This window comes from Leeuwenhoekiella parthenopeia (genome assembly GCF_020782115.1).
Classification (GTDB): domain Bacteria; phylum Bacteroidota; class Bacteroidia; order Flavobacteriales; family Flavobacteriaceae; genus Leeuwenhoekiella; species Leeuwenhoekiella parthenopeia.
In genome coordinates, this window is record NZ_JAJGMW010000012.1 from 1 (window position 1) to 19399 (window position 19399).

General features: G+C 42.9%; 21 protein-coding genes and 1 riboswitch. Of the genes, 7 read left to right on the forward strand and 14 right to left on the reverse strand.

Annotation, left to right across the window (positions count from 1 at the left end; genetic code table 11):
- Positions 1 to 175 precede the first annotated feature (175 nt).
- The 12 genes from LLW17_RS10250 to LLW17_RS10305 all read right to left on the reverse strand — a co-directional run bounded on the left by LLW17_RS10250 (position 176) and on the right by LLW17_RS10305 (position 8453).
- Complete coding sequence (locus LLW17_RS10250; RefSeq protein ID WP_228230168.1) at positions 176 to 712, reverse strand: hypothetical protein; 537 nt, start codon at positions 710 to 712, stop codon at positions 176 to 178.
- 134 nt (positions 713 to 846) lie between these two features.
- Positions 847 to 1155: a hypothetical protein gene (locus LLW17_RS10255; RefSeq protein ID WP_228230169.1), complete on the reverse strand. Its 309-nt coding sequence runs from the start codon at positions 1153 to 1155 to the stop codon at positions 847 to 849.
- Positions 1145 to 1525: a DUF8617 domain-containing protein gene (locus LLW17_RS10260; RefSeq protein WP_228230170.1), complete on the reverse strand. Its 381-nt coding sequence runs from the start codon at positions 1523 to 1525 to the stop codon at positions 1145 to 1147. The genes LLW17_RS10255 and LLW17_RS10260 overlap by 11 nt, the downstream gene beginning before the upstream one ends.
- A gap of 174 nt (positions 1526 to 1699) precedes the next feature.
- Positions 1700 to 2341, reverse strand: coding sequence for a hypothetical protein (locus tag LLW17_RS10265; protein WP_228230171.1), 642 nt, complete (start codon positions 2339 to 2341; stop codon positions 1700 to 1702).
- A gap of 155 nt (positions 2342 to 2496) precedes the next feature.
- Entirely contained in the window at positions 2497 to 2991 is a 495-nt protein-coding gene (locus LLW17_RS10270) for an acyl-CoA thioesterase (RefSeq protein ID WP_228230266.1), read from the reverse strand.
- Positions 2992 to 3109: 118 nt separating this feature from the next.
- Positions 3110 to 3478: a 6-phosphogluconate dehydrogenase gene (locus LLW17_RS10275; protein ID WP_228230172.1), complete on the reverse strand. Its 369-nt coding sequence runs from the start codon at positions 3476 to 3478 to the stop codon at positions 3110 to 3112.
- A gap of 49 nt (positions 3479 to 3527) precedes the next feature.
- A complete protein-coding gene (locus LLW17_RS10280) occupies positions 3528 to 3830 on the reverse strand; it encodes a type II toxin-antitoxin system RelE/ParE family toxin (protein WP_228230173.1) in 303 nt (100 codons plus the stop codon).
- Positions 3823 to 4074, reverse strand: a complete 252-nt coding sequence (locus tag LLW17_RS10285; protein ID WP_228230174.1) for a type II toxin-antitoxin system ParD family antitoxin — start codon at positions 4072 to 4074, stop codon at positions 3823 to 3825. The genes LLW17_RS10280 and LLW17_RS10285 overlap by 8 nt, the downstream gene beginning before the upstream one ends.
- Before the next feature lie 54 nt (positions 4075 to 4128).
- Complete coding sequence (locus LLW17_RS10290; RefSeq protein ID WP_228230175.1) at positions 4129 to 5454, reverse strand: DNA recombination protein RmuC; 1326 nt, start codon at positions 5452 to 5454, stop codon at positions 4129 to 4131.
- Between the two features lie 40 nt (positions 5455 to 5494).
- A complete protein-coding gene (locus tag LLW17_RS10295; protein WP_228230176.1) occupies positions 5495 to 6283 on the reverse strand; it encodes an ABC transporter ATP-binding protein in 789 nt (262 codons plus the stop codon).
- 3 nt (positions 6284 to 6286) lie between these two features.
- A complete protein-coding gene (locus LLW17_RS10300; protein WP_228230177.1) occupies positions 6287 to 7315 on the reverse strand; it encodes an iron ABC transporter permease in 1029 nt (342 codons plus the stop codon).
- Entirely contained in the window at positions 7305 to 8453 is a 1149-nt protein-coding gene (locus LLW17_RS10305) for an ABC transporter substrate-binding protein (protein ID WP_228230178.1), read from the reverse strand. Before LLW17_RS10305 ends, LLW17_RS10300 begins: the two co-directional genes overlap by 11 nt.
- 85 nt (positions 8454 to 8538) lie before the next feature.
- Positions 8539 to 8787: riboswitch (cobalamin riboswitch) on the forward strand.
- 65 nt (positions 8788 to 8852) lie between these two features.
- Between LLW17_RS10305 and LLW17_RS10310 the strand changes: the two genes are divergently transcribed.
- Positions 8853 to 10721 carry a TonB-dependent receptor plug domain-containing protein gene (locus LLW17_RS10310; protein WP_228230179.1) on the forward strand — a complete coding sequence of 623 codons (1869 nt, stop codon included), beginning with the start codon at positions 8853 to 8855 and terminating at the stop codon, positions 10719 to 10721.
- A 72-nt stretch (positions 10722 to 10793) separates the two neighbouring features.
- On the opposite strand, the gene LLW17_RS10315 is transcribed toward LLW17_RS10310, so the two are convergent.
- Positions 10794 to 12302: a GFO_1087 family putative carboxy terminal peptidase gene (locus LLW17_RS10315; RefSeq protein WP_228230180.1), complete on the reverse strand. Its 1509-nt coding sequence runs from the start codon at positions 12300 to 12302 to the stop codon at positions 10794 to 10796.
- 20 nt (positions 12303 to 12322) lie between these two features.
- Entirely contained in the window at positions 12323 to 13810 is a 1488-nt protein-coding gene (locus tag LLW17_RS10320; RefSeq protein WP_228230181.1) for a GFO_1087 family putative carboxy terminal peptidase, read from the reverse strand.
- A gap of 112 nt (positions 13811 to 13922) precedes the next feature.
- Between LLW17_RS10320 and LLW17_RS10325 the strand changes: the two genes are divergently transcribed.
- From LLW17_RS10325 to LLW17_RS10350, 6 genes are all read left to right on the forward strand, one after another.
- The gene (locus LLW17_RS10325) at positions 13923 to 14432 is read left to right on the forward strand and encodes a GFO_1088 family ECF-type sigma factor (protein ID WP_228230182.1); all 510 of its coding nucleotides are present in this window, start codon (positions 13923 to 13925) and stop codon (positions 14430 to 14432) included.
- Positions 14419 to 14856: a PG0215 family putative anti-sigma factor gene (locus LLW17_RS10330; RefSeq protein ID WP_228230183.1), complete on the forward strand. Its 438-nt coding sequence runs from the start codon at positions 14419 to 14421 to the stop codon at positions 14854 to 14856. The genes LLW17_RS10325 and LLW17_RS10330 overlap by 14 nt, the downstream gene beginning before the upstream one ends.
- A 16-nt stretch (positions 14857 to 14872) precedes the next feature.
- Entirely contained in the window at positions 14873 to 15391 is a 519-nt protein-coding gene (locus LLW17_RS10335) for a GFO_1090 family protein (RefSeq protein ID WP_228230184.1), read from the forward strand.
- A 1-nt stretch (position 15392) separates the two neighbouring features.
- A complete protein-coding gene (locus tag LLW17_RS10340) occupies positions 15393 to 15929 on the forward strand; it encodes a GFO_1091 family lipoprotein (protein ID WP_228230185.1) in 537 nt (178 codons plus the stop codon).
- A 124-nt stretch (positions 15930 to 16053) separates the two neighbouring features.
- Complete coding sequence (gene pta / locus LLW17_RS10345; RefSeq protein ID WP_228230186.1) at positions 16054 to 18147, forward strand: phosphate acetyltransferase; 2094 nt, start codon at positions 16054 to 16056, stop codon at positions 18145 to 18147.
- Between the two features lie 64 nt (positions 18148 to 18211).
- Positions 18212 to 19399, forward strand: coding sequence for an acetate/propionate family kinase (locus LLW17_RS10350; protein WP_228230187.1), 1188 nt, complete (start codon positions 18212 to 18214; stop codon positions 19397 to 19399).

A 19399-nucleotide genomic window follows, 5' to 3' on the forward strand; every position in this document is an offset into this window, starting at 1 on the left:
ATCTATACCAACAATTAAAAACGTATTTTAGTTATTACAATACAAAAAGAAGGCATCAGGGAATAGAAAACGAAATACCGCTGGTAAAGTATTTAAACAAACAACAAAAAGCAGCTTAGTCAATATAGCCGGAACTTAATTTAAGCTGAAAACTGCCCTACAAATGGGGGGATGCTCAATCTTCATTATAACTTAAAATGGAATTTATTTCGGGTTTAGTTTTTATCCAATTTTCGACTCTTTCTTTTAAATGAGTAAAGTCAAATTCACTGAAGTTTATTTGGTCGTTTTTAAATTTCACGAATAATGCTTTATCGCTTTCAATCTCTGATAACAAATCAAATATTTTATCAATAAATTGTATAGCAAAATCGTCTTTTTGACTGCTACCTAATCTATAAATCTCTCCGATTACCTTATTACCTCGAAGATCAATAGTTAAATCAGGAGTTTTTTCTTGGTCTCCTCTTTTGTAGCTTTTCTCGTATTCGATCACAAAATTTAAATCATCAAAAAGATGTATGAACTTAAGTTCTGAAAGAGTGGAAATGAAGTTATTTCTGTCTCTTTCTCTATTAAATCTTTTTAAAATTTTCCGAGACAGATTCTTGTCAATTGGTTTTAATTTTTCAATTATGTAATCTGGATCTTTACCAAACGCAATACATTTTTCCCTGTTTAAGTTCATTTTTTGCTTAAAATTTGCTTGCATACAACTGTCTCGGCTAGGACTAGTTGCGTGTTTTAGCAACCAATTTAGCAAATACGGTCCAAATACAAAATCCGCAGGGATTTTCAGAAGTAGGCAAGAACAAGTAATTACTTAGCCATTGTTCTAGTGCGTTTTTATTCAGTTATAATTCTTTTGTTACCACAAGCAGCACATAATTTTGCTTTTGGTGTTCTGTATGGTTTTCCACAATTTTCGCAGTCAGATCCAAACATTCCTATGGCGTGATGCATAATTGCATTAGGTTCAGTTTCTCCAAATCCTGTCAAATCATTATAGTAATCTAATAATTCTTTGAAACGTTCTTGTGTGTCTTTTTTTAAAACTTTAAATCCTTTTGCATAAAGTTTAGATGCAATTGCGTGTTCTTCTTTATCAAGTAAAGGAACTTCCATTTTACATCTCCAACAATATTTAATTTCCATTTAAGATTCCTTTATTATGATCAGATTCTGGGCGAAAGAATTTAAATTTATTTGTCTTTCCGATTTCGATTGCAATTCTTCCACAATTTTCACACTCAAAAATGTCTTGAGTTTTATCTGACAATTTGATTAAATCGTGAATCATTGAGGATTCTTTTAAATCAGTTGGGTAAGGAGGAACGTTAAAATGCTTTTTAATCCATTCACTTTTCTTTCCACTTTTCAGAGCCTCAATTAAAGAATCAATATTGTCGGTCAATTTTAGAGAAACTTCATTAACAAAAACGTCAGGAAGAATGTAACCTTTGTATTCCAAATTGTCAGTTTGGTCAACTATTATGTACCCACATTTACATTTCAATTTCCCCATTCGTTTTTTTTTCAAATACACTACAACTTGTTATATCAACCCAATAATAACCGTTTATAAAAGGATTTATGGGATATTGATACTTTTTCCAGCTGGTTTAGCACTCTGATGAATACTCCAACAGCACCTAATGCGAATTTTTAAGAACCTTAAATTTTCGTTGTCGATCCCTGTTTATTTAAAATCAAATTCTTCCTGAAGTCCGTTTTTGGCAGTTTCTGTATTTTCAACAAGCATTTTTGCAAGTGAAATGATGCGATCTAGCCGATTCTGTATGATTTTTATTTTTTCCTTTGGCTCATTAGAATCGGGTTTATAAAAATAATCCATCCCTTTTTCGTAATCGGCTGTAACGTAGTTTTCATATTTCGTATTGAAGCCCTCAATTTCATGCAGAAACATTTGATGAGAAGTATTGAAATTGGCCAATCCTTTAAATAACTCCGCATTTATATTTGCTAACTTATCGCTGTTCGATAAGGAATTGATGATCTCGAGATGCCAATAATCACCGTAAAGAAACTTGTTAGCGGGTATCTTTTTTATAGAAATAAGGCTGTCTAAATCCTTTTTATAATTCTGAAATAAATTAATAAAGCCTCTTTCATTTTCTTCCCGGCCTGACACATAGAAGGCATTCAAATCTTCGTAAACGGCACGATAAATCTGAACCTCTTCTTCTTTCTTATCCTGGGTTTCTTTTCGGGCATTTAACCAAAACGCTAAGAAGACGCCAATAAACACCACAAAAAAGTCGAAAAAGTATTTTGTGGTTTTTGGAATCAATAACCTGATTTTTTTTAAAAATTTCTTCATTTGGTTTTTTAGATTAAATGAGAGCCACTAAAGTGCTGGTACAACCGGTTGAATCACTTGAATTTAACTTGGTGTAAATATAGACTTACACCTCACAAATATTTTACTGAATCCCGTAAAAACATTAAAAAAGGGGACAATTGCCCCCTTTTTGATTAATATTTCAACTGCACCTTATGCGAATTTTTAAGAATCTCGAGATCTTCGTTGTTGATCTCGTGTTTGGCTGAGGATTCTTTTCGGTGTTTTTTCTTGAGTTCCTGGCGGTTCAGGCTTTTTAAGAAGCGGCGCATCTGCTTTTCGTTTTGCAAAATAAGCCCGGGCACGGGTACCGAGTCGCCGTTTTTATCTTTGGCCACCATCGTAAAATAGCTGGAGTTGCAGTGTTTGATTGTGCCGCTGTGAATGTCTTCCGCCTCTACACGTATGCCTACCACCATCGAGGTGCGGCCCACAAAATTGACCGAGGCTTTCATCACCACGAGTTCGCCCACCTCAATAGGTCTTAAAAAATCTACGGTGTCTACACTGGCGGTTACGCAATAATTGCCGCTGTGTTTAGACGCACAGGCAAAGGCGATCTGGTCCATCAGCGAGAGGATGTAGCCGCCGTGTATTTTTCCGCTAAAATTGGTATGTGAAGGCAGCATCAGTTCGCTGATGGTTACCTGTGATTGTTCTATGGTTTTAAATGAATCCAAAGTTTTTGGTTTTAAGGATTAGGCGATGGTTGGCATAACAAAGCTGAGAAGTTCTTAATGTATCGCGTTACTCACGGTTAAAATGCGGGGATTGTTCTCTACTGATGTCGGTGATAAAATACTTGGTGTCGCCCCAAAAGAAAAAGGTGGCATAGCGCTCCTCGTAAGTGAGTTTTACATAACTGCCCTGATATTCCTTGAGCTTATCAATCACGTCCTGCTTGCTGCCCATTACCGAAAAGTCAAAGATCTGCGCACCGCTAATGCCCTGACTGATCTGGCCTTCCCAGGTTTTAACCAGCACGCCCTTTTTACTGAATTTAATGAGTTCGCCGGCTCGTGTACCTTCACTGTAAGGCACAAAATAGACGAAAGCATAGAAGAGCACCGCAAAGGCGATTATTCCGGTTAAGACAAGGGCTAAGAGTTTTTTCATGGGTTTTCGGTTTATGCGAAATCTAATTCGTAGTCTAGTTAAGGTGTGATTATTTTTCAAAGATTTGTTTTGTCAAATCCATTCGTCCGTGTAAAATTCGAGTAATCTCAATGGGTTTGTTAATTCGATTTCGGTAAAAGATAATGTGTCGGCCGGTTTTTAGTCCGAACAATTCATGGATTATTCCTTTATAATTTTTGCCCAATTTAGGGTTATTGGCAATTTCCTGACAGCTTTGAATGAGCAAATTATAATATTGGTCAGCCGGTTTTTCAGACCATTTTTCAACCGTGTATTCCCAAATTTCAGTCAAATCCTGAACGGCCTTATTGGTCAATTCATAACTAGCCATTTACTTTAGGTCTTGCTTTAAGCGCTTGCAGGTGTTTTTCAGGATCAAAATCTGAAGCAATACCGCTATCTATTCCTTCCTGAATCGCTTTTCGTAAAGCCAGGGTTTTAGTTTCCTCATCTTCCAAAAGCCGAAGTCCGGCCCTGATCACTTCACTAACGTTTCTATACCGCCCTGCCGAAATCTGATTGTTTACAAAATCGTCAAAATAGGTTCCTAATGAAACCGATGTGTTTTTACTCATGACTTTAAAATTTGCTTAAAAATACCAAAAATTGGTATGATTCGGAATAACTTTTTAGTTTTCTAACGTATCATCACTGGCGCTGTTAAGCAACTTTTGATCGAGTTGTTTCCCGGTTTTGGCACCCAGTTTGCGTAGTTTTTCAACCCGGCTTACAAGGTTGCCCTTGCCGGTGAGTTTGGTCATCGTACGCTCCCAGGTGTTTTGTACCGTTCCTAGCTGACTGCCTATTTTCGCCAGTTCTTCGGTAAGCAGGGTAAACGAGTCGTACAACCTGCCGGCCTGGGTAGCGATCTCTATGGCGTTGCGTTTTTGCCGGTCATTTTGCCAGAGGTTTTCGACCAACTTAAGTGCCGCTAGCAGGGTAGAAGGGGTAACGATGATAACATTTTTAGAAAAAGCCTCTTCGTACAATCGCGGTTCGTGTGCCGAAGCCAGTGCAAATGCAGGCTCAATGGGTACAAATAGAAAAACCGTATCAGGGCTTTGGGCAACCAACTGCTCGTATTTTTTGGAAGCCAAATTGTTGATGTGATTCTTTACCGACTGGATATGTTGCTTTAAATACGTAGCTCGCAGCGCCTCATCGGTTTCTGAAACGTAACGTTCAAAAGCCACCAGCGAGACCTTGCTGTCAATGATCATCTTTTTGCCGTCGGGCAAATGAATGAGCACATCGGTGACGAGTCGTTTGCCGTTTTCATCGGTATGCGCGTCCTGTAAGGTGTACTCGCGGCCGTTCTCGAGACCCGATTTTTCCAGAATTCGGGTTAGGATGAGTTCGCCCCAATTCCCCTGCATCTTGGCATCGCCCTTCAGCGCTTTGGTAAGGTTGTCTGCATCCTTACTCATTTGCAGGTTTAAAGCCGCCAGACCTTTAATTTGCTCGCGCAGTTCGCTGTGGCGCCCCAGACTTTCCTTATTGGTTTCTTCGACTTTTTTCTCAAAACTGTTGATCTTTTCCTGCAGGGGTTTTAAGATGGTATCCAGATTCTCTTTGTTTTGCAGGGTAAACTTGCTCGATTTTTCGTCCAGCAATTTGTTGGCAACCAGTTCAAAGTCTTTTGTAAACTTTTCCTGAAGCTGCTCCAGCTCGCCGGTTTTTTCGCGGATGCGTTCTTCTAAATGTTCAAAGGCGGTATTGCGGGCGGTGAGTTCGTTTTGATAAAACTCCTTGTCTTCCTGCAATTGCTCGATTTTTTGCTGCAACACAGCCTCCTGTTTTAGCAATTGCCCGCGTTGTATTTCGGCATTGCTCAGGCGTTCAGAAACCTGTGCGTAACGTGCATTTTTACGCAGGGAAGTAATCAGATAGGCGATCACGGCACCTGTTAAAAGGCCGGCAAGCAGAGCAAGAATGAGCAACAGCGTTTGATCCATTTGGGGGAGAATTTTCTCAAAGATAGCTAACGCCGGGGTCTTAACAAATTAAAAAGCGGCGGGAGGTTTTGTCAAAATACACATTGGTCCCGGGGAAGAGGTTTTCAAAAATCCCCTGTTCAATCAGGGCTTCGGGCGTGTTTTGAATAGCGGTGTTGTTGTGCAGTACGATGAGTTCATCGCAAAGCGAAAGCACCAATTCAATATCGTGTGTGGTACACAAAATGGTTTTTTGCTGCTGCCGCGCGATCTTTTTAAGCAGGGAGAAGATCGAAGCTTTATGGTGTAAATCGAGATGGGTGGTGGGCTCGTCGAGCAGAATGACTTCGGTGTTTTGTGCCAAAGCCCGTGCGATCAGCGCCCGCTGCAACTGCCCGTCACTCAGGGCATAGCAGGCTTTGTGTTTGAGGTTTTCGAGCTCGGTCGCTGCAAGGGCAGCCTGTATTTCGGCTTTATCTTCTTCGGTGAGTTTGCCCAGCCAGTTGGTATAGGGCTGGCGTCCCAAAGAAACGAGTTCGAGTACGGTAAGGTTTTTTGAAATCACCTGACTCGTAAGCACCACGCTGATATTTAGGGATTTGGTTGCGGCATCCAGTTTATTCAGGGGTTTTCCTTCCAGAAAAATTTCCCCTTCAAGCGGTTCCTGTAAGCCTGCGAGGGTACGCAACAGGGTAGATTTACCCGAACCGTTGATGCCCACCATGGTCACAAAGCTTCCGGCCTTTAACTCGAGGTTGATGGTATTCACCACAGTTTCCTTTTCGGCTTTGCCGTAACCTACTGCGAGATTTTTGGTAGCTAAAACGCTATGTTTTTGAGTAGAGGACATCGCTTAAAACAGGAGTTTTTTCTTTCGTATTAATAACCAAATCACAATGGGCGCGCCTATAAGCGAAGTGATCGCGTTGATGGGCAGGGTGATGGGCAAGCCCGGTAATTGGGCCAGAATATCGCAGAGCAGCATCAGCACCGCACCGCCCAAAATACAGGCGGGGATTAGCGTCCAATGATTAGAGGCGGTAAACCATTGCCTGATGAGGTGCGGTACAGCAAGGCCAACAAAAGCGATAGGGCCTACAAAAGCGGTAAGGCTGCCGGCCAGAATACTGGTTGAAATCAGAATTACAAAACGGCTGCGCTGCAGGGAAACTCCCAGTGTTTGCGCGTAGTGATCGCCCAAAAGCAAACTGTTGAGGTTTTTGGTAATGCTAAAGGCTAAACCGATTCCAATACAATAGCAAAGCGAAAGGATTCCCAGCGCGGCCCACGAAATATCGCCCAGACTACCGAAAGACCAGAACATATAGCGCTGCAGTTCTTCCGCCGGACTGAAATAGGCGAGAATACTCACCACCGCCGAAGTGAGGCTGCCAAACATTAAGCCAATGATAAGCAGGGCCATCGCATCCCGCACCCGTGAAGCAACGGCAATCACCACACTAAGCACCGTAAAACTGCCCAGACTGGCGGCGATGATGGTGCCCCAACCGTGTACCTGAAGTATTGCGGTAAGGCCCAGAGCGCTTCCGCCCAAAATAAAGAAAGCCACGCCCAGACTGGCGCCACTGCTTATTCCCAAAACAAAAGGCCCCGCCAGCGGATTCTTAAAAAGCGTTTGCATCATAAGCCCCGCGACGGCTAGTCCGCTACCGGTCATCACAGCCGCCAGCGCTTTGGGAATGCGGTAATCGAGTATAATATACGTCCAGGCTTCCCGAATGCTGTCGTCGCCTGCAATCACTTTAAAAATTGCAGACAACGGGATGTACACCGATCCCAATGCGATATTGAGCAGCAACAGGAGCAGTACGCCTACGCCCAGCAGTGTAAATTTGGTGCTATGACCTGATCTAGTCTTCAAGGCGGGAGTAAAAATGAAATTGATGATCGGTTAGGAGTTGCGGGTGTAAAATCGCTACAAGATCTTCCAGCACCCAATCGGGTCGTGACGAGGCGAGTTCATAATACAACATCCCGCCGGTTTCGCCTTTTGCGGCGGCAAAACTGTAGATGTTTTGTTCGTTGAAAGCTTTAAAACGGGTATAGGCTTCGTTGGCCTCTGCCAGATCGCTGAAGCGTTCAAAGGCATTGGGTGCGATCCAGAAATCGGCATTCTGGGCGGTGTTGAGCACCTCTTCGATACTCAGGGCGGCGCTGCCGGTTCCTTCGGTGTCTTTGTACAGGTAATCTCCGTGTGCGTCTGCAACTAAAGTTGCGGCCCAGCTGTCGCCTTTAGGCAAATACCAAACGTCTTTAAACATCGCACCGCTGATTACCGTGGGTTCTTGCGGAGCGGTCGCAGCTTTTTGTTTGAGATCGAGATAGCGTTTTTCGATACCGTTAAATATCGAGTCGGCCATATCCTGCTTGTCATATAGCGCTGCAAAGAATTTGATCCATTCGGCCTGGCCTAAGGGTGTGGTTTCGGTCCAGTCGCCATTATACAAAACCGGAATCCCGGCCCGTTGCAGGGAATTGATGGTTTTGTTTTCACCTTCCACACCAAAGGTTATGACCGCATCCGGGTTGAGGTTGATGGCGCTTTCGGTGTTGATCGATTCGTTTTGACCCAATTCCTGTACTTCGCCGTTTTTGATGCGGGCGCGGGTTTTAGGAGACGAAATGTAATCGAGATTCGGGAAACCTTTCAGGCTGGCTTCCACACGCAACAATTCCAAAGCGGGAATGTGTGTGGTAGAGGTGACCACAATGCTTTGTACCGGAATGTTGATCACGGCATCGGTCTTTACACTGTCCGGAAGTTTTTGACCTTGTTTGAGTAAGGCATAACGAAAGGTTTTATCGCTTCCGGGCCAGGCCTGAGTGACTGTGAGCAGCGTATACGCTTCATAATCCAGAATGTTGAAGCCTTTAGCATACTTCATCTTTTGCTCCTGTGATGCTTTCGCGGAAGCGGGATCGTTTGCTTTTTCATTTTTACAGCCGCTAAAAACGAGCAGGAACAGGACTAAAAGGGAGGCTAAGTTTTTTGCTTTCAAAATAATACGGGATTTGGAATTCTTAAACACCGCCTCAAAAGTAAGATTAATTAAAAAAAGGCGTGCAGGCTTATGGATTTGATTAACTTCGTGCCCGAATTTTGGTGGCAATTTTCAGTCTGAAAAATGCCTTAAAAGGGAATCAGGTGACCAAAATTCAGAATTCATAATTCAGAATTCTGAATTGACGAAGTCCTGAGCTGTTCCCGCAACTGTAAGCTTGTTCCGCATCAGCGGAAGGTAAAGATTGCTCTTTAATACCACTGCCTGTATTAGGCGGGAAGGTTGATCTTTATACGCGAGCCAGGAGACCTGCCTTTATTCACTTTTGTCAAACCTTCGGGATAAAGGTTTGTATGAAGGTGACTTCATACCTTTTCTCGTACAATTTTATTTTAAATGATTACCAAAAAGTATGTTTTGGGCGGCGCATTATTGGCGTCCCTGTCGGTTTTTGCTCAACAGGAAGAACCACAAAAACTGGAAGAGGTCGTGGTGACCGACTCCAAATTTGAATTGAAACGCGAAAACAGCGGTAAAGTAGTGACCCGCATCACCCGCGACGAACTCGAAAAACAGGAAGGGAAATCGGTTGCCGAGATCCTGAGTACCGTAAGCGGCATCAGCATTAACGGTGCACAGAGCAATGCGGGGCAAAACATCAGTATTTTTGCACGCGGGGGTAACAACCGGCAGGTGCTCGTACTTATTGACGGGGTGCAGCTTAATGATCCTTCAAACATCGCTTCCGATTACGATTTGCGTTTACTTGATGTAAATAGCATTGAGCGTATTGAGATTATCAAAGGCGCGGCCAGTACCCTTTACGGAAGCGGCGCGGCTACAGCGGTGATCAACATCATTACGCGCAAGGCTTCCAAAGACAAAATCGCTTTTGAAGCCACTTCTGTTGCCGGGACCAATGAGTCTCAAAATGACCGGGATTTTAGTTTTAATGATTTCCAAAACCGGGTTTCGGTAAACGGTACACTCGATAAATTTACCTATCTGGTAGGTTTTGCACAGCAGTATACAGACGGACTTTCGGCTGTGATTGACGCAGACAGCAACGAGAAAGACCCGTTTTCGCGCTACAGCACGCAGGTGAAGTTTGGGTATGACTTTGGTGAACGTTTCAGTCTTACCGCTTATGGAAACTACGATAAGATGGATGTGGATTACGACAATTCGTTCCCTCTGGAAGATGCAGCTTACCGCTCGTTCAGCAAGCAGTATCGTGGTGGGGTCAATTCCGAATTCAACTATAATAAGGGAAGCATTACCTTAAATGCTGCCTATAACAGCATTGAGCGCGAGTTTCAATCGGCTTTTCCCAATGCGTATGATTCAGACAGCTATATTTTGGATGTCTTTAACCGCTATACGTTTAATGAGAAATTTTATACGGTTTTGGGACTGAACCACATCAACAGCCGCACCTATTTTGGGGAGCAGGAAACCTCTCAAATCACCGATCCGTATGCCAATGTGGTGTATGTGTCTGATTTTGGACTGAATGTAAACGCCGGTGCACGTCTTAATAATCACAGCGAGTACGGAAGCCACCTGACCTATAGTCTCAACCCCTCGTTTTCTTTAGAGCAGCAGGAAGGCTATTTGAAGTTTTTTGGAAGCTATGCAACTTCATTTATCGCGCCTTCGCTTTCGCAATTGTATGGAGATTTTGGCGCCAACCCCGATTTGCAGCCTGAAGAAGACCGAACTCTGGAAGGCGGGATAGAGTGGAAGGCAGGTACTTTTCGCGTAAGCGGAACCTATTTTAACCGTCTGGAGGAAAACTTTATTGATTATGTGACCATAGATCCGGTAACTTTTGAAGGGGAATACCAGAATGTGAATGAAGATTTTACGGTACAGGGTGCTGAATTTGAACTGGAAGGTAAACTTTTTAAACTTATTGATTTGCGTGCCAATTATACGTTTACCGAGCCAAAAGACCGACAATTGCTGCGTTTACCAAAGCATACGGCTTTTGGTCAGCTGGGTCTCAATCTGAATAGCGGAACCTTTTTCTCGGCCAGTTATCAATACCGGGGCGAGCGAAGTGACAGTGATTTTACTACCGGAGAGCAGGTAAGTCTTGATGCTTATGGGTTGTTTGACCTGTATTTGAGCCAAAAGATTCTGAAGAATCAGGTCAATCTTTTTGTGGGCCTCAACAATGTATTCAATACCGATTACGTAGAGTTGGTAGGCTATACCACGCGTGGAAGAAACATTCGATTTGGATTGAATCTTTCGCTGTAACTTAACCAAAGCACATAAAAAAACCCGGCTTTTGAATCTTCAAAAGCCGGGTTTTTAGTTTATCACAACATCTTACTTTTTGATAAGAGGTAAATTATCAATATACATTTTTTGGTAAATAGGTGATTGATCTTTCAAACCTTGTATTTCAAGTAGGTTACTTTTCTGACTAGAACTTTTTCCACTATAAGATCGTCCTATAATTTGATCTAAAGCTATTTTCAATAAAGGTTCTTCCGGATCTCCTAAAATCCCCAGATTGTCAAGCGATTCAGTCGCATTAAAATCAGGTGTCAGTCCGGAGGGAGGTCCAACAACATCATTTGCGTTTGCATAGGTAAATATCAGAGGCTGTACTGCATAGGTATGATTGGGATTCGCATTTTCTCTTCCAAAATTTTGGCTATCATATAGGGTTGCAGAGGCTTCAAATTTACCAACAGTACCATTCCCAATAAGCTGCACATCGATGTAAGGCTCAAGACCTATAGCCGTAAGTTCGCTTGCTGAGGCTGTATAGGATTTCAAACCAATAACATAAATGCGTGAAAGGTTTAAACTGTTTATAGGTTCTTGTTGGGGTGTACCTGTAAAAATTGTAGCGTTAAATCTGTTTAATAGACTTTCCGGACCCTGAGATTCAAAGAATGCCTGATATTCATCGTTCCAGCGTTGTTTGATGAGGATTTCGCCATTAAACTGACCGGTAATCATAGAACATAAATCGATTGCTGAAGCAACTGAGCCTCCACCATTATATCTGAGATCAAGTACAAGTTCTTGTATTCCATCTGCTTCAAAATCTGCGAAAGCAGCATTTAATTCATCATCAAATTGAGAGACAAATGAGTTATACATTAAATACCCAATTTTAGTACCATTTACATCAAGGGTTTTGCTAACTAAAATAGGGTTTTCAGTAAGCTGTATTTTTGAAATACTTACATCTGAAGTTGCAATTGATAAGGTTTGAGAATTCTCAAATCCTGGAGAAATACCTAATGTATAATTATCTAAGTTTAACAGGTCGATTGCCTGAGAGCTAAGAGAACTACCTGCAATAGTAAGTCTATTACCGTTTATGGTTATAAGAGCCTGACCTCTAGATAAGCCCGCGTTTGCACCCGGAGAGTTAGGAACTACATAGCGAATTATCCCTGCAGCGTATCGTACACCATCAAGTGTGTAGGCTACAAATGAAAGCTCTAAACCATCAGACTTTGAAATGCCTGAAAAGGCATTTTCCAATGCGACATAATTTTCTGTTGCAAAGCTGAAACGGTCTATGTCTGCTTCAAGTTTTTCGAAAAAATCGAGAGGGTCATCTTCACTTGCTAAAAAATCAACGTATGCTGCTTCAGAATTAAATCTATTATTTGCAAGAACGGGAACTCTTGATTTGTATAAATAAACTTCATTCATCGCCTGGTACATAAAATCCTGAACCGGGAAATCGGCACGAGTAAGTGCCGGGGTTTCTTCTTCGGGGGTTTCTTCTACAACAGGTGGCGTGTCATCATCCTTAGAACAGCCTGAGAATACAAGCAATCCCAGTAGCAGTATTAAAAAATTCTTTTTCATAGTCATCTTTAAGGGGTTATTTATCTTTTGTTGTGCAAGGCTTCCGGCAGGTTGTCAATATACATACGCTGAAAGTCAGGGCTTTGGTTTTCAACCGCTGTGAAATGTTCAAATTTCATACCACTTCTGGACTTTCCGGAAGGGCTTCTTCCCAGGATCTGATCTAAAGCCAGGCTGAGCAGGGGTTCGTTTTCATCGCCCAGCACACCAAGATTGGTCAAATTTTCCCGAAGTTCAAAATCCGGGATAATTCCGGTAGGTGGACCTACCGTGCCTGCTGAATTTTCATAGGTGTAAACCAAAGGCTGAATGGCATAAAAATGCCGTGGATTTAAGCTGTCGTCGTTTCTGCTAAAATTATCCGAATCGTATAGGGTAATAGAGGCCTCAAATTTACCAACCGTAGTGGTGCCTATTGTTTTAACCTCAATGTAGGGCTTAAGACCGATAATGGTGAGTTCACTCGCCGAGGCGGTGCTGCCGGTAGTTATTACAAAAAGGCGGGTCAGATTGAGGCTATTTATTGCATCTTTGTTTGAAATACTATTGTCAAAACGGTCGAGCAGATTTTCGGGATTCCCAGCTTCAAAAACTGCCTGTACCTCCGGGTTCCAACGTTGTTTGGTAATTACCTGACCGTTAAATTGCCCGGTGATCATCGAAGTTAGGTCAATAGCTGTTTCTACAGAGCCACCACCGTTATAACGCAGGTCAAGCACGAGGTCTTCGATGCCATCTGCCTTAAACTGCGCAAAAGCATTATTGAGTTGCACGTCAAAATTCCGCCGGTAGGCGTTATACATCAAATAGCCTATTTTCCGGTTATTGATGGTGAGTGTTTTGGCGATATAAACCGGGTTCTCGGTATATTCTACCTGAGTGAGGTCAATGCTTGCTCCCGTGGGTTGTAAATCGTCATTGGTATCAAATTCGGCCAGGTCAATACTAAACACATCCAGATTGAGCAATTCACGGGAACCTGCGCTAAGCGAATAGGTGCCATCAGCATTAGCCGTGGTGGTCAATCGCTCTCCATTAACGCTGTTGAATAACATTCCGCGTTCAACACCGGCTGCAGATGCAGGCGTGTCGGGCAACACATAGCGCACCCAGGCAAAAGCAAAATTGGGATCGTTACGGTCCAGCGATAAACCGTATTCAATCCCAGAAGTTTTTGAAATCCCGGCAAAACTGCGCTCAAGTTCACGATAATCGTCTGTTATAAAGCTAAAACGGTCTCCGGGAGTCACTAAACCATTGTAAAAGAAATTTTCCGGAGTGTCAAAGCTGTTTAAAAAGTCATTGCGATCTTCACGCGATTCAAAAAAGTCATTGGCGAGTTCCGGTACTTCGGGCTTGTACAGGTAGTAAAGCTGCATCCCGTCGTAAATAAAATTTTTAATTTCGAGAAACGAAACCGGGCCTAGTTCGTCATCCCTATCGGTACTGCAAGAGAGACTAAAAAGCGCAAAAAACAGGATGAGAAGACTTGAGGCTATCTTTTTCATTAACAACGTATTTTTTTTGAACGTTAAATTTAAAGGTTTATTACCTTAAAAAAGGTTTGCTGTAACAAAATTTATACTGAGTCGTCATCCTGATAACTAACCACAAGAAGAAATGAACCAAAAGGAATTTTTAGCTCACGTGACTCCCGTACAGGACCGGCTGTACCGCCTTGCAAAGCGGTTGCTGGTTTCTGAAGACGAGGCTCAGGACGCTACACAAGAGGTTCTTATAAAATTATGGTCGTATCGCAAAAAGTTTAAAAAGCTCAAAAGTGTGGAAGCCTTTGCAGTAACCATAACCAAGAATCATTGTTACGATAAGCTGAAGCTGAAAAGCAGCAGCAATTTGCAACTGGTACACACCAATTATGAAGATGAGCATTATAATACGGTAAAACATACCGAAAATCAGGACAGCGTAAATTGGGTATTAAAATTGATGAATGACCTACCCGAACAGCAACGAGTGGTTTTGCATATGCGTGACATAGAGCAGTACAGTAACAGTGAGATTGCCGAAGAATTAAATTTAAATGAAACAGCGGTGCGTGTGACGCTTTCGAGAGCCCGAAAAACCATACGCGAACAATTGCTAAAAAAACACAACTATGGAATTAGATAAAATCGAAAACCTGCTCCAGCTTTATTTTGAAGGGGAGACTTCTTTGGAGCAGGAAGCCCAGTTGCAGAACTACTTTACTAGTGACAAGGTAGCCGCGCATCTGGAAGAATACAAGCCTTTGTTTGCAGCCTTTGCCGTTGCCCGGGAAGGTAGTTTTAACCGAACCTTAGAACTGCCCGAGGATAAACCCAGACGCTATTGGATACCCATTGCAGCGAGTATTTTGCTTTGTGTAGGCCTGTTTTTGACCTTCAATAAGCAATCTGCATCAGAGCAGGATCTGGGTACTTATAAAGACCCGGAGGTAGCAGCTTTAAAAACCAAGCAGGCCCTGTTTATGATGGGCAACTTTGTAAACAAAAGTACCGGTAACCTCAATAAGCTTGATGCTTTTGAAGAAACCACCAATCAAATTTTAAAATAATCAAAATCAAAAAACGATGAGAAAATTAGTAATTACAATCCTTTTGGTAAGCGTGAGTCTTACCGGTTTTTCACAAAGCTTCGAGAAGTTTGAAGATATGAAAGATGTAACCGCAATGGTTATGAATCAAAAAATGTTCAAGCTCCTCGGCAAGATGGATCTCGACTCTAAAGATCCGGAGATGAAAAATTACATCAATATGGTTAACAGCCTTAAGGAAATTCAGGTATATGCAACAAAGAATCCCTCTGCCGCGGGTATGATGAAGAGTGAGTTTAATGCGTACAGGTCATCCCAAAAGTTAGAGCAGTTGATGCGCGTTAAGGACGATGGTAAAAACGTGAATTTTTACTACAAGCCCGGTAAAAGCGAAGATTTCGTAAGCGAGTTTCTGATGTTTTTAAACGGCACAGGTGATGAAGATACCGTTATCATCAAAATAACCGGAGACATTGACCTTAAAGAAATAGGTAAGATCGCGAGCAGCATCAATTTTGAAGGCAGCGAAGAACTTAAGAACGTAAAAGTAAACTAAGATGAACTTTCTAAAATCAGGCGTACTTGCTCTGGCTATTTTCAGCCTAATAGGCTGTAATAATGAGCAATCGCTACAGGAATACTATATCGACAGCAAGGAGAATGATGCGTTTATCTCGCTCGATGTGCCCACAAGCCTTCTTGCCCCGGCAAGCGAAAAGCTTTCGGCAGATCAACAAAAAGTGGTGAATTCAGTTAAAAAAATCAATCTGCTGGCTTATTCTCTGAAGGATACGGGTTTTTACAATACCGAAACGACTAAGCTTAAAGACATCCTTAAAAACGATGATTACGATGAGTTGATGAAAGTAGGCAATAGCGGGCAACGTATGCGTATTTTTATCAAAGGCGATGAAGATGCCATTGATGAGGTGGTGCTCTTTGCTCAGGACGAAAATAAAGGCTTTCTGGTAGCTCGTGTTCTGGGTGAGGATATGAACGTTGCCGATATGGTGCGCTTCGCCGAAACGATGGATACCAGCAGCGCTACACTCAATACCGGTGGCTTTGAAGGGATTATGGATGTCTTCAAATAATAGGGAATCCTAAAAATTAAAGAGAGCTTCGGCTCTCTTTTTTGTTTTAAAAGGCTTCATACCGGTTGCGCGAAAGCTCGGGTTTCAGGTCTTAATGTCGTATTTTTGCACCAAACAATTGGTTATGAATAAAGGCATATATATTGCGACTTTAGAGCCTAACAGTGGTAAGTCTATCGTATCCCTTGGGCTTATGCGAACGCTGCTGGGAAAAACGGCAAAAGTGGGTTATTTCAGGCCCGTGATAGACGATAGTAAAGGGGATACTAAAGACAACCACATCAGCACCGTGCTGTCTTTCTTCGACATACCGCTCGACTATGAGGACGCCTATGCTTTTACAACCAGCCAACTCATTAAAAAACGCAACAAAGGGAAGTCCGGCGAAATTCTGGATACCATCATAACCAAATATAAAAATCTGGAAGATCAGTTTGATTTTGTACTGGTTGAAGGCTCCGATTTTACGGGCGAGGGCAGTGTGTTTGAATTTGATACCAATGTGCTTATTGCTAAAAACCTGGGGCTTCCGGTTATTTTGGTTGGCAGCGGAGTAGGGAAGACCGAAGACGAACTGCTGGGAAGTTTGCAAATTGCCTATACCTCCTTTACCGAACGCGATGTTTCGGTGATGGGTGTGGTGGCCAACAAGGTGCAGCCCGAAAATTTACAGATAGCCAAGAAGGGACTTAGGAATTTCCTCCCTGATCATGTCGAGGTTTTTGCGATCCCCTTTACCGAAAAACTCGCGCATCCTACCATTAAAGAAATCGTACAGGAACTGGACGGGAAAGTGCTTTTCGGAAACGAATTTTTAGACAACCAGACCGGTAATTTTGGCGTGGGTGCGATGCAGTTGCGCAACTACCTCACCCATTTAAAGCAGGACAGCCTGGTGATCACGCCCGGTGACCGTGCAGATATTATTCTGGGTGCTTTGCAGGCCAATATTTCGACTAATTACCCACGTATTTCGGGTATAATTTTAACCGGCGGACTGGTTCCGGAAGAACCCATTTTAAAATTGATAGAAGGTTTGTCACAGATCGTTCCTATTGTTTCGGTTGACGACGGTACGTTTTCGGTAACTAACCGTGTAGGAAATATCAAGTCTAAAATATACGCCACCAGTAAGTCGAAGATTGAAACTTCGCTGACCGTTTTTGAGAAGGAAGTTTCTTTCGATCAGCTTATTGAGCGCCTCATCAATCTGGAACCCAAAGGCATTACCCCGCGCATGTTTCAGTATGGTTTGATGAAGCGTGCCGCAACGGCTAAGAAGCACATCGTACTGCCCGAAGGTACAGATCCGCGGATTCTAAACGCTGCCGTACAGCTGGTGGAACTCGATATTGTACAGATAAGTCTTTTAGGCGAGCTGGATAAAATTAAAGAAGTAGCGGTACAGCACAGTATTCCGCTGAATCTCGAAAAAGTTCGGGTGATCAATCCCATAACTTCAGAGCATTTTGAAGATTACGTCAACACCTTTTACGAGTTGCGTAAACACAAAAATGTGAATATGGACATCGCCCGCGACTGGATGGCCGATGTTTCCTATTACGGGACGATGATGATCTACAAAGGTCATGCAGATGGGATGGTAAGCGGTGCTGCGCATACCACCGCGCATACCATAAAACCGGCGCTTCAGTTTATCAAGACCAAACCGGGTGTTTCGGTGGTTTCTTCCGTATTTTTTATGTGTCTGGAAGACCGGGTCTCGGTTTTTGGAGATTGTGCCATTAACCCGAATCCTTCGGCAGGCGAACTGGCAGAAATCGCTATTTCTTCCGCAGAAAGCAGTCTGGCATTTGGTATTGAACCTAAAATAGCCATGCTCTCCTATTCCTCAGGGACCAGCGGTAAAGGAGAAGATGTAGACAGAGTACGTGAGGCTACCGAAATAGTGAAATCTAAACGCCCCGATCTCAAGATTGAAGGTCCTATACAATACGATGCTGCTGTTGATGCAGCCATTGGGAAAAGCAAATTGCCAGACTCAGAGGTTGCCGGTCAGGCCAGTGTTTTGATTTTTCCAGATTTAAATACCGGGAATAATACCTATAAGGCCGTACAGCGGGAGACCGGAGCATTGGCAATAGGCCCGATGCTACAGGGGCTGAACAAGCCGGTTAATGATTTAAGCCGCGGTTGCACGGTAGAAGATATTTTTAATACCGTAATTATCACGGCTATTCAGGCGCAGGGTATTTAATACGCAAAGCGAAAAGTCAAAAGATGCATTCAAAAATTTAGTCAACCTAATACGATTTAGACAGATGAACATACTTGTGATCAACAGCGGAAGCTCTTCGATAAAGTTTCAATTGATAGAAATGCCCATAGCCCGGGTTTTAGCCTCCGGAATGGTTGAGCGTATCGGTATTGAGGGCGGAGGCATTCAGTATAAATCAGAACGCGGTACCCTTAAGCTTGAGGAAGATTTTGAAAATCACAATGCCGGTCTTAAAAAAATCGCAACGGTGCTGATGAATCCCAACTCAGGAGTGATTGACAGTGCAGACGAGGTGGCGGCCGTAGGGCATCGCGTGGTACACGGCGGACAGAAGTTTACCGAGACCATTCGCGTAAATGAGGAAGTAAAAGCAAATATTAAACGGCTGTTTTCGCTTGCACCATTGCATAATCCTGCAAATTTAACCGGGATTGAGGTTGCGGAGGAGCTTTTTCCGAATGCTGAACAGGTGTGTGTTTTTGATACGGCGTTTTTTAGCAGCATCCCACAAAAGGCTTTTCAGTATGCCATACCCAAAAAGTTTTTAGATCAGGATCATATTCGATTATACGGTTTTCATGGAACCAGTCACAAATACGTGAGTGCAAAAGCTAATGAATATTTAAATACCGAAAACCTAAAATTGATCACCATTCACCTGGGAAATGGCTGTAGTATAACCGCTCTTAAAAATGGAAAACCCATTGATACCTCACTGGGATTTGGTCCCGCTAACGGACTCATAATGGGCACCCGGGCAGGGGATATTGATCAGAGCGTTGTGTTTTATCTTCAGGAAAAACTGGGTTATACGGTTGAAGAAGTCAATACCTTATTAAACAAAGAAAGCGGAATGCTGGGGCTAACAGGTCACAGCGATCTGCGCGATATTGAAGCAAAAGCGGAAGCCGGCGATCCCGTTTGCAAGCTCGCTTTAGAAATGAATGCATATCGCATACGTAAATACATCGGCGCTTATGCCGCAGCCCTAAACGGAGTGGATGCCATCGTTTTTACAGCCGGGATAGGCGAAAACAGCAGCACTATCAGAGAATTGGTTTGTGAGGATATGGACTTTTTGGGAATCAGGATCGACAGGGATGAAAATCTGCAACGCAAAAAGGGCATTCGTGAAATTCAGTCGCCTGATGCAGCAGTAAAAATTCTGGTCATTCCTACCAACGAGGAGTTAGAAATTGCAAATCAGGTCTATAATCTGGTTGAAGACTAA

Bases quoted from the DNA above. Each gene is read 5' to 3' on its own strand.
- LLW17_RS10250 (WP_228230168.1), bottom strand. From the start codon at position 712: ATGCAAGCAAATTTTAAGCAAAAAATGAACTTAAACAGGGAAAAATGT.
- LLW17_RS10280 (WP_228230173.1), bottom strand. From the start codon at position 3,830: ATGGCTAGTTATGAATTGACCAATAAGGCCGTTCAGGATTTGACTGAA.
- LLW17_RS10330 (WP_228230183.1), top strand. From the start codon at position 14,419: ATGGAATTAGATAAAATCGAAAACCTGCTCCAGCTTTATTTTGAAGGG.
- LLW17_RS10285 (WP_228230174.1), bottom strand. From the start codon at position 4,074: ATGAGTAAAAACACATCGGTTTCATTAGGAACCTATTTTGACGATTTT.
- LLW17_RS10350 (WP_228230187.1), top strand. From the start codon at position 18,212: ATGAACATACTTGTGATCAACAGCGGAAGCTCTTCGATAAAGTTTCAA.
- LLW17_RS10340 (WP_228230185.1), top strand. From the start codon at position 15,393: ATGAACTTTCTAAAATCAGGCGTACTTGCTCTGGCTATTTTCAGCCTA.
- LLW17_RS10325 (WP_228230182.1), top strand. From the start codon at position 13,923: ATGAACCAAAAGGAATTTTTAGCTCACGTGACTCCCGTACAGGACCGG.
- LLW17_RS10265 (WP_228230171.1), bottom strand. From the start codon at position 2,341: ATGAAGAAATTTTTAAAAAAAATCAGGTTATTGATTCCAAAAACCACA.
- LLW17_RS10320 (WP_228230181.1), bottom strand. From the start codon at position 13,810: ATGAAAAAGATAGCCTCAAGTCTTCTCATCCTGTTTTTTGCGCTTTTT.
- LLW17_RS10270 (WP_228230266.1), bottom strand. From the start codon at position 2,991: ATGCTGCCTTCACATACCAATTTTAGCGGAAAAATACACGGCGGCTAC.
- LLW17_RS10260 (WP_228230170.1), bottom strand. From the start codon at position 1,525: ATGGGGAAATTGAAATGTAAATGTGGGTACATAATAGTTGACCAAACT.
- LLW17_RS10335 (WP_228230184.1), top strand. From the start codon at position 14,873: ATGAGAAAATTAGTAATTACAATCCTTTTGGTAAGCGTGAGTCTTACC.
- LLW17_RS10275 (WP_228230172.1), bottom strand. From the start codon at position 3,478: ATGAAAAAACTCTTAGCCCTTGTCTTAACCGGAATAATCGCCTTTGCG.
- LLW17_RS10255 (WP_228230169.1), bottom strand. From the start codon at position 1,155: ATGGAAATTAAATATTGTTGGAGATGTAAAATGGAAGTTCCTTTACTT.
- LLW17_RS10315 (WP_228230180.1), bottom strand. From the start codon at position 12,302: ATGAAAAAGAATTTTTTAATACTGCTACTGGGATTGCTTGTATTCTCA.
- LLW17_RS10290 (WP_228230175.1), bottom strand. From the start codon at position 5,454: ATGGATCAAACGCTGTTGCTCATTCTTGCTCTGCTTGCCGGCCTTTTA.
- LLW17_RS10310 (WP_228230179.1), top strand. From the start codon at position 8,853: ATGATTACCAAAAAGTATGTTTTGGGCGGCGCATTATTGGCGTCCCTG.
- pta (WP_228230186.1), top strand. From the start codon at position 16,054: ATGAATAAAGGCATATATATTGCGACTTTAGAGCCTAACAGTGGTAAG.
- LLW17_RS10295 (WP_228230176.1), bottom strand. From the start codon at position 6,283: ATGTCCTCTACTCAAAAACATAGCGTTTTAGCTACCAAAAATCTCGCA.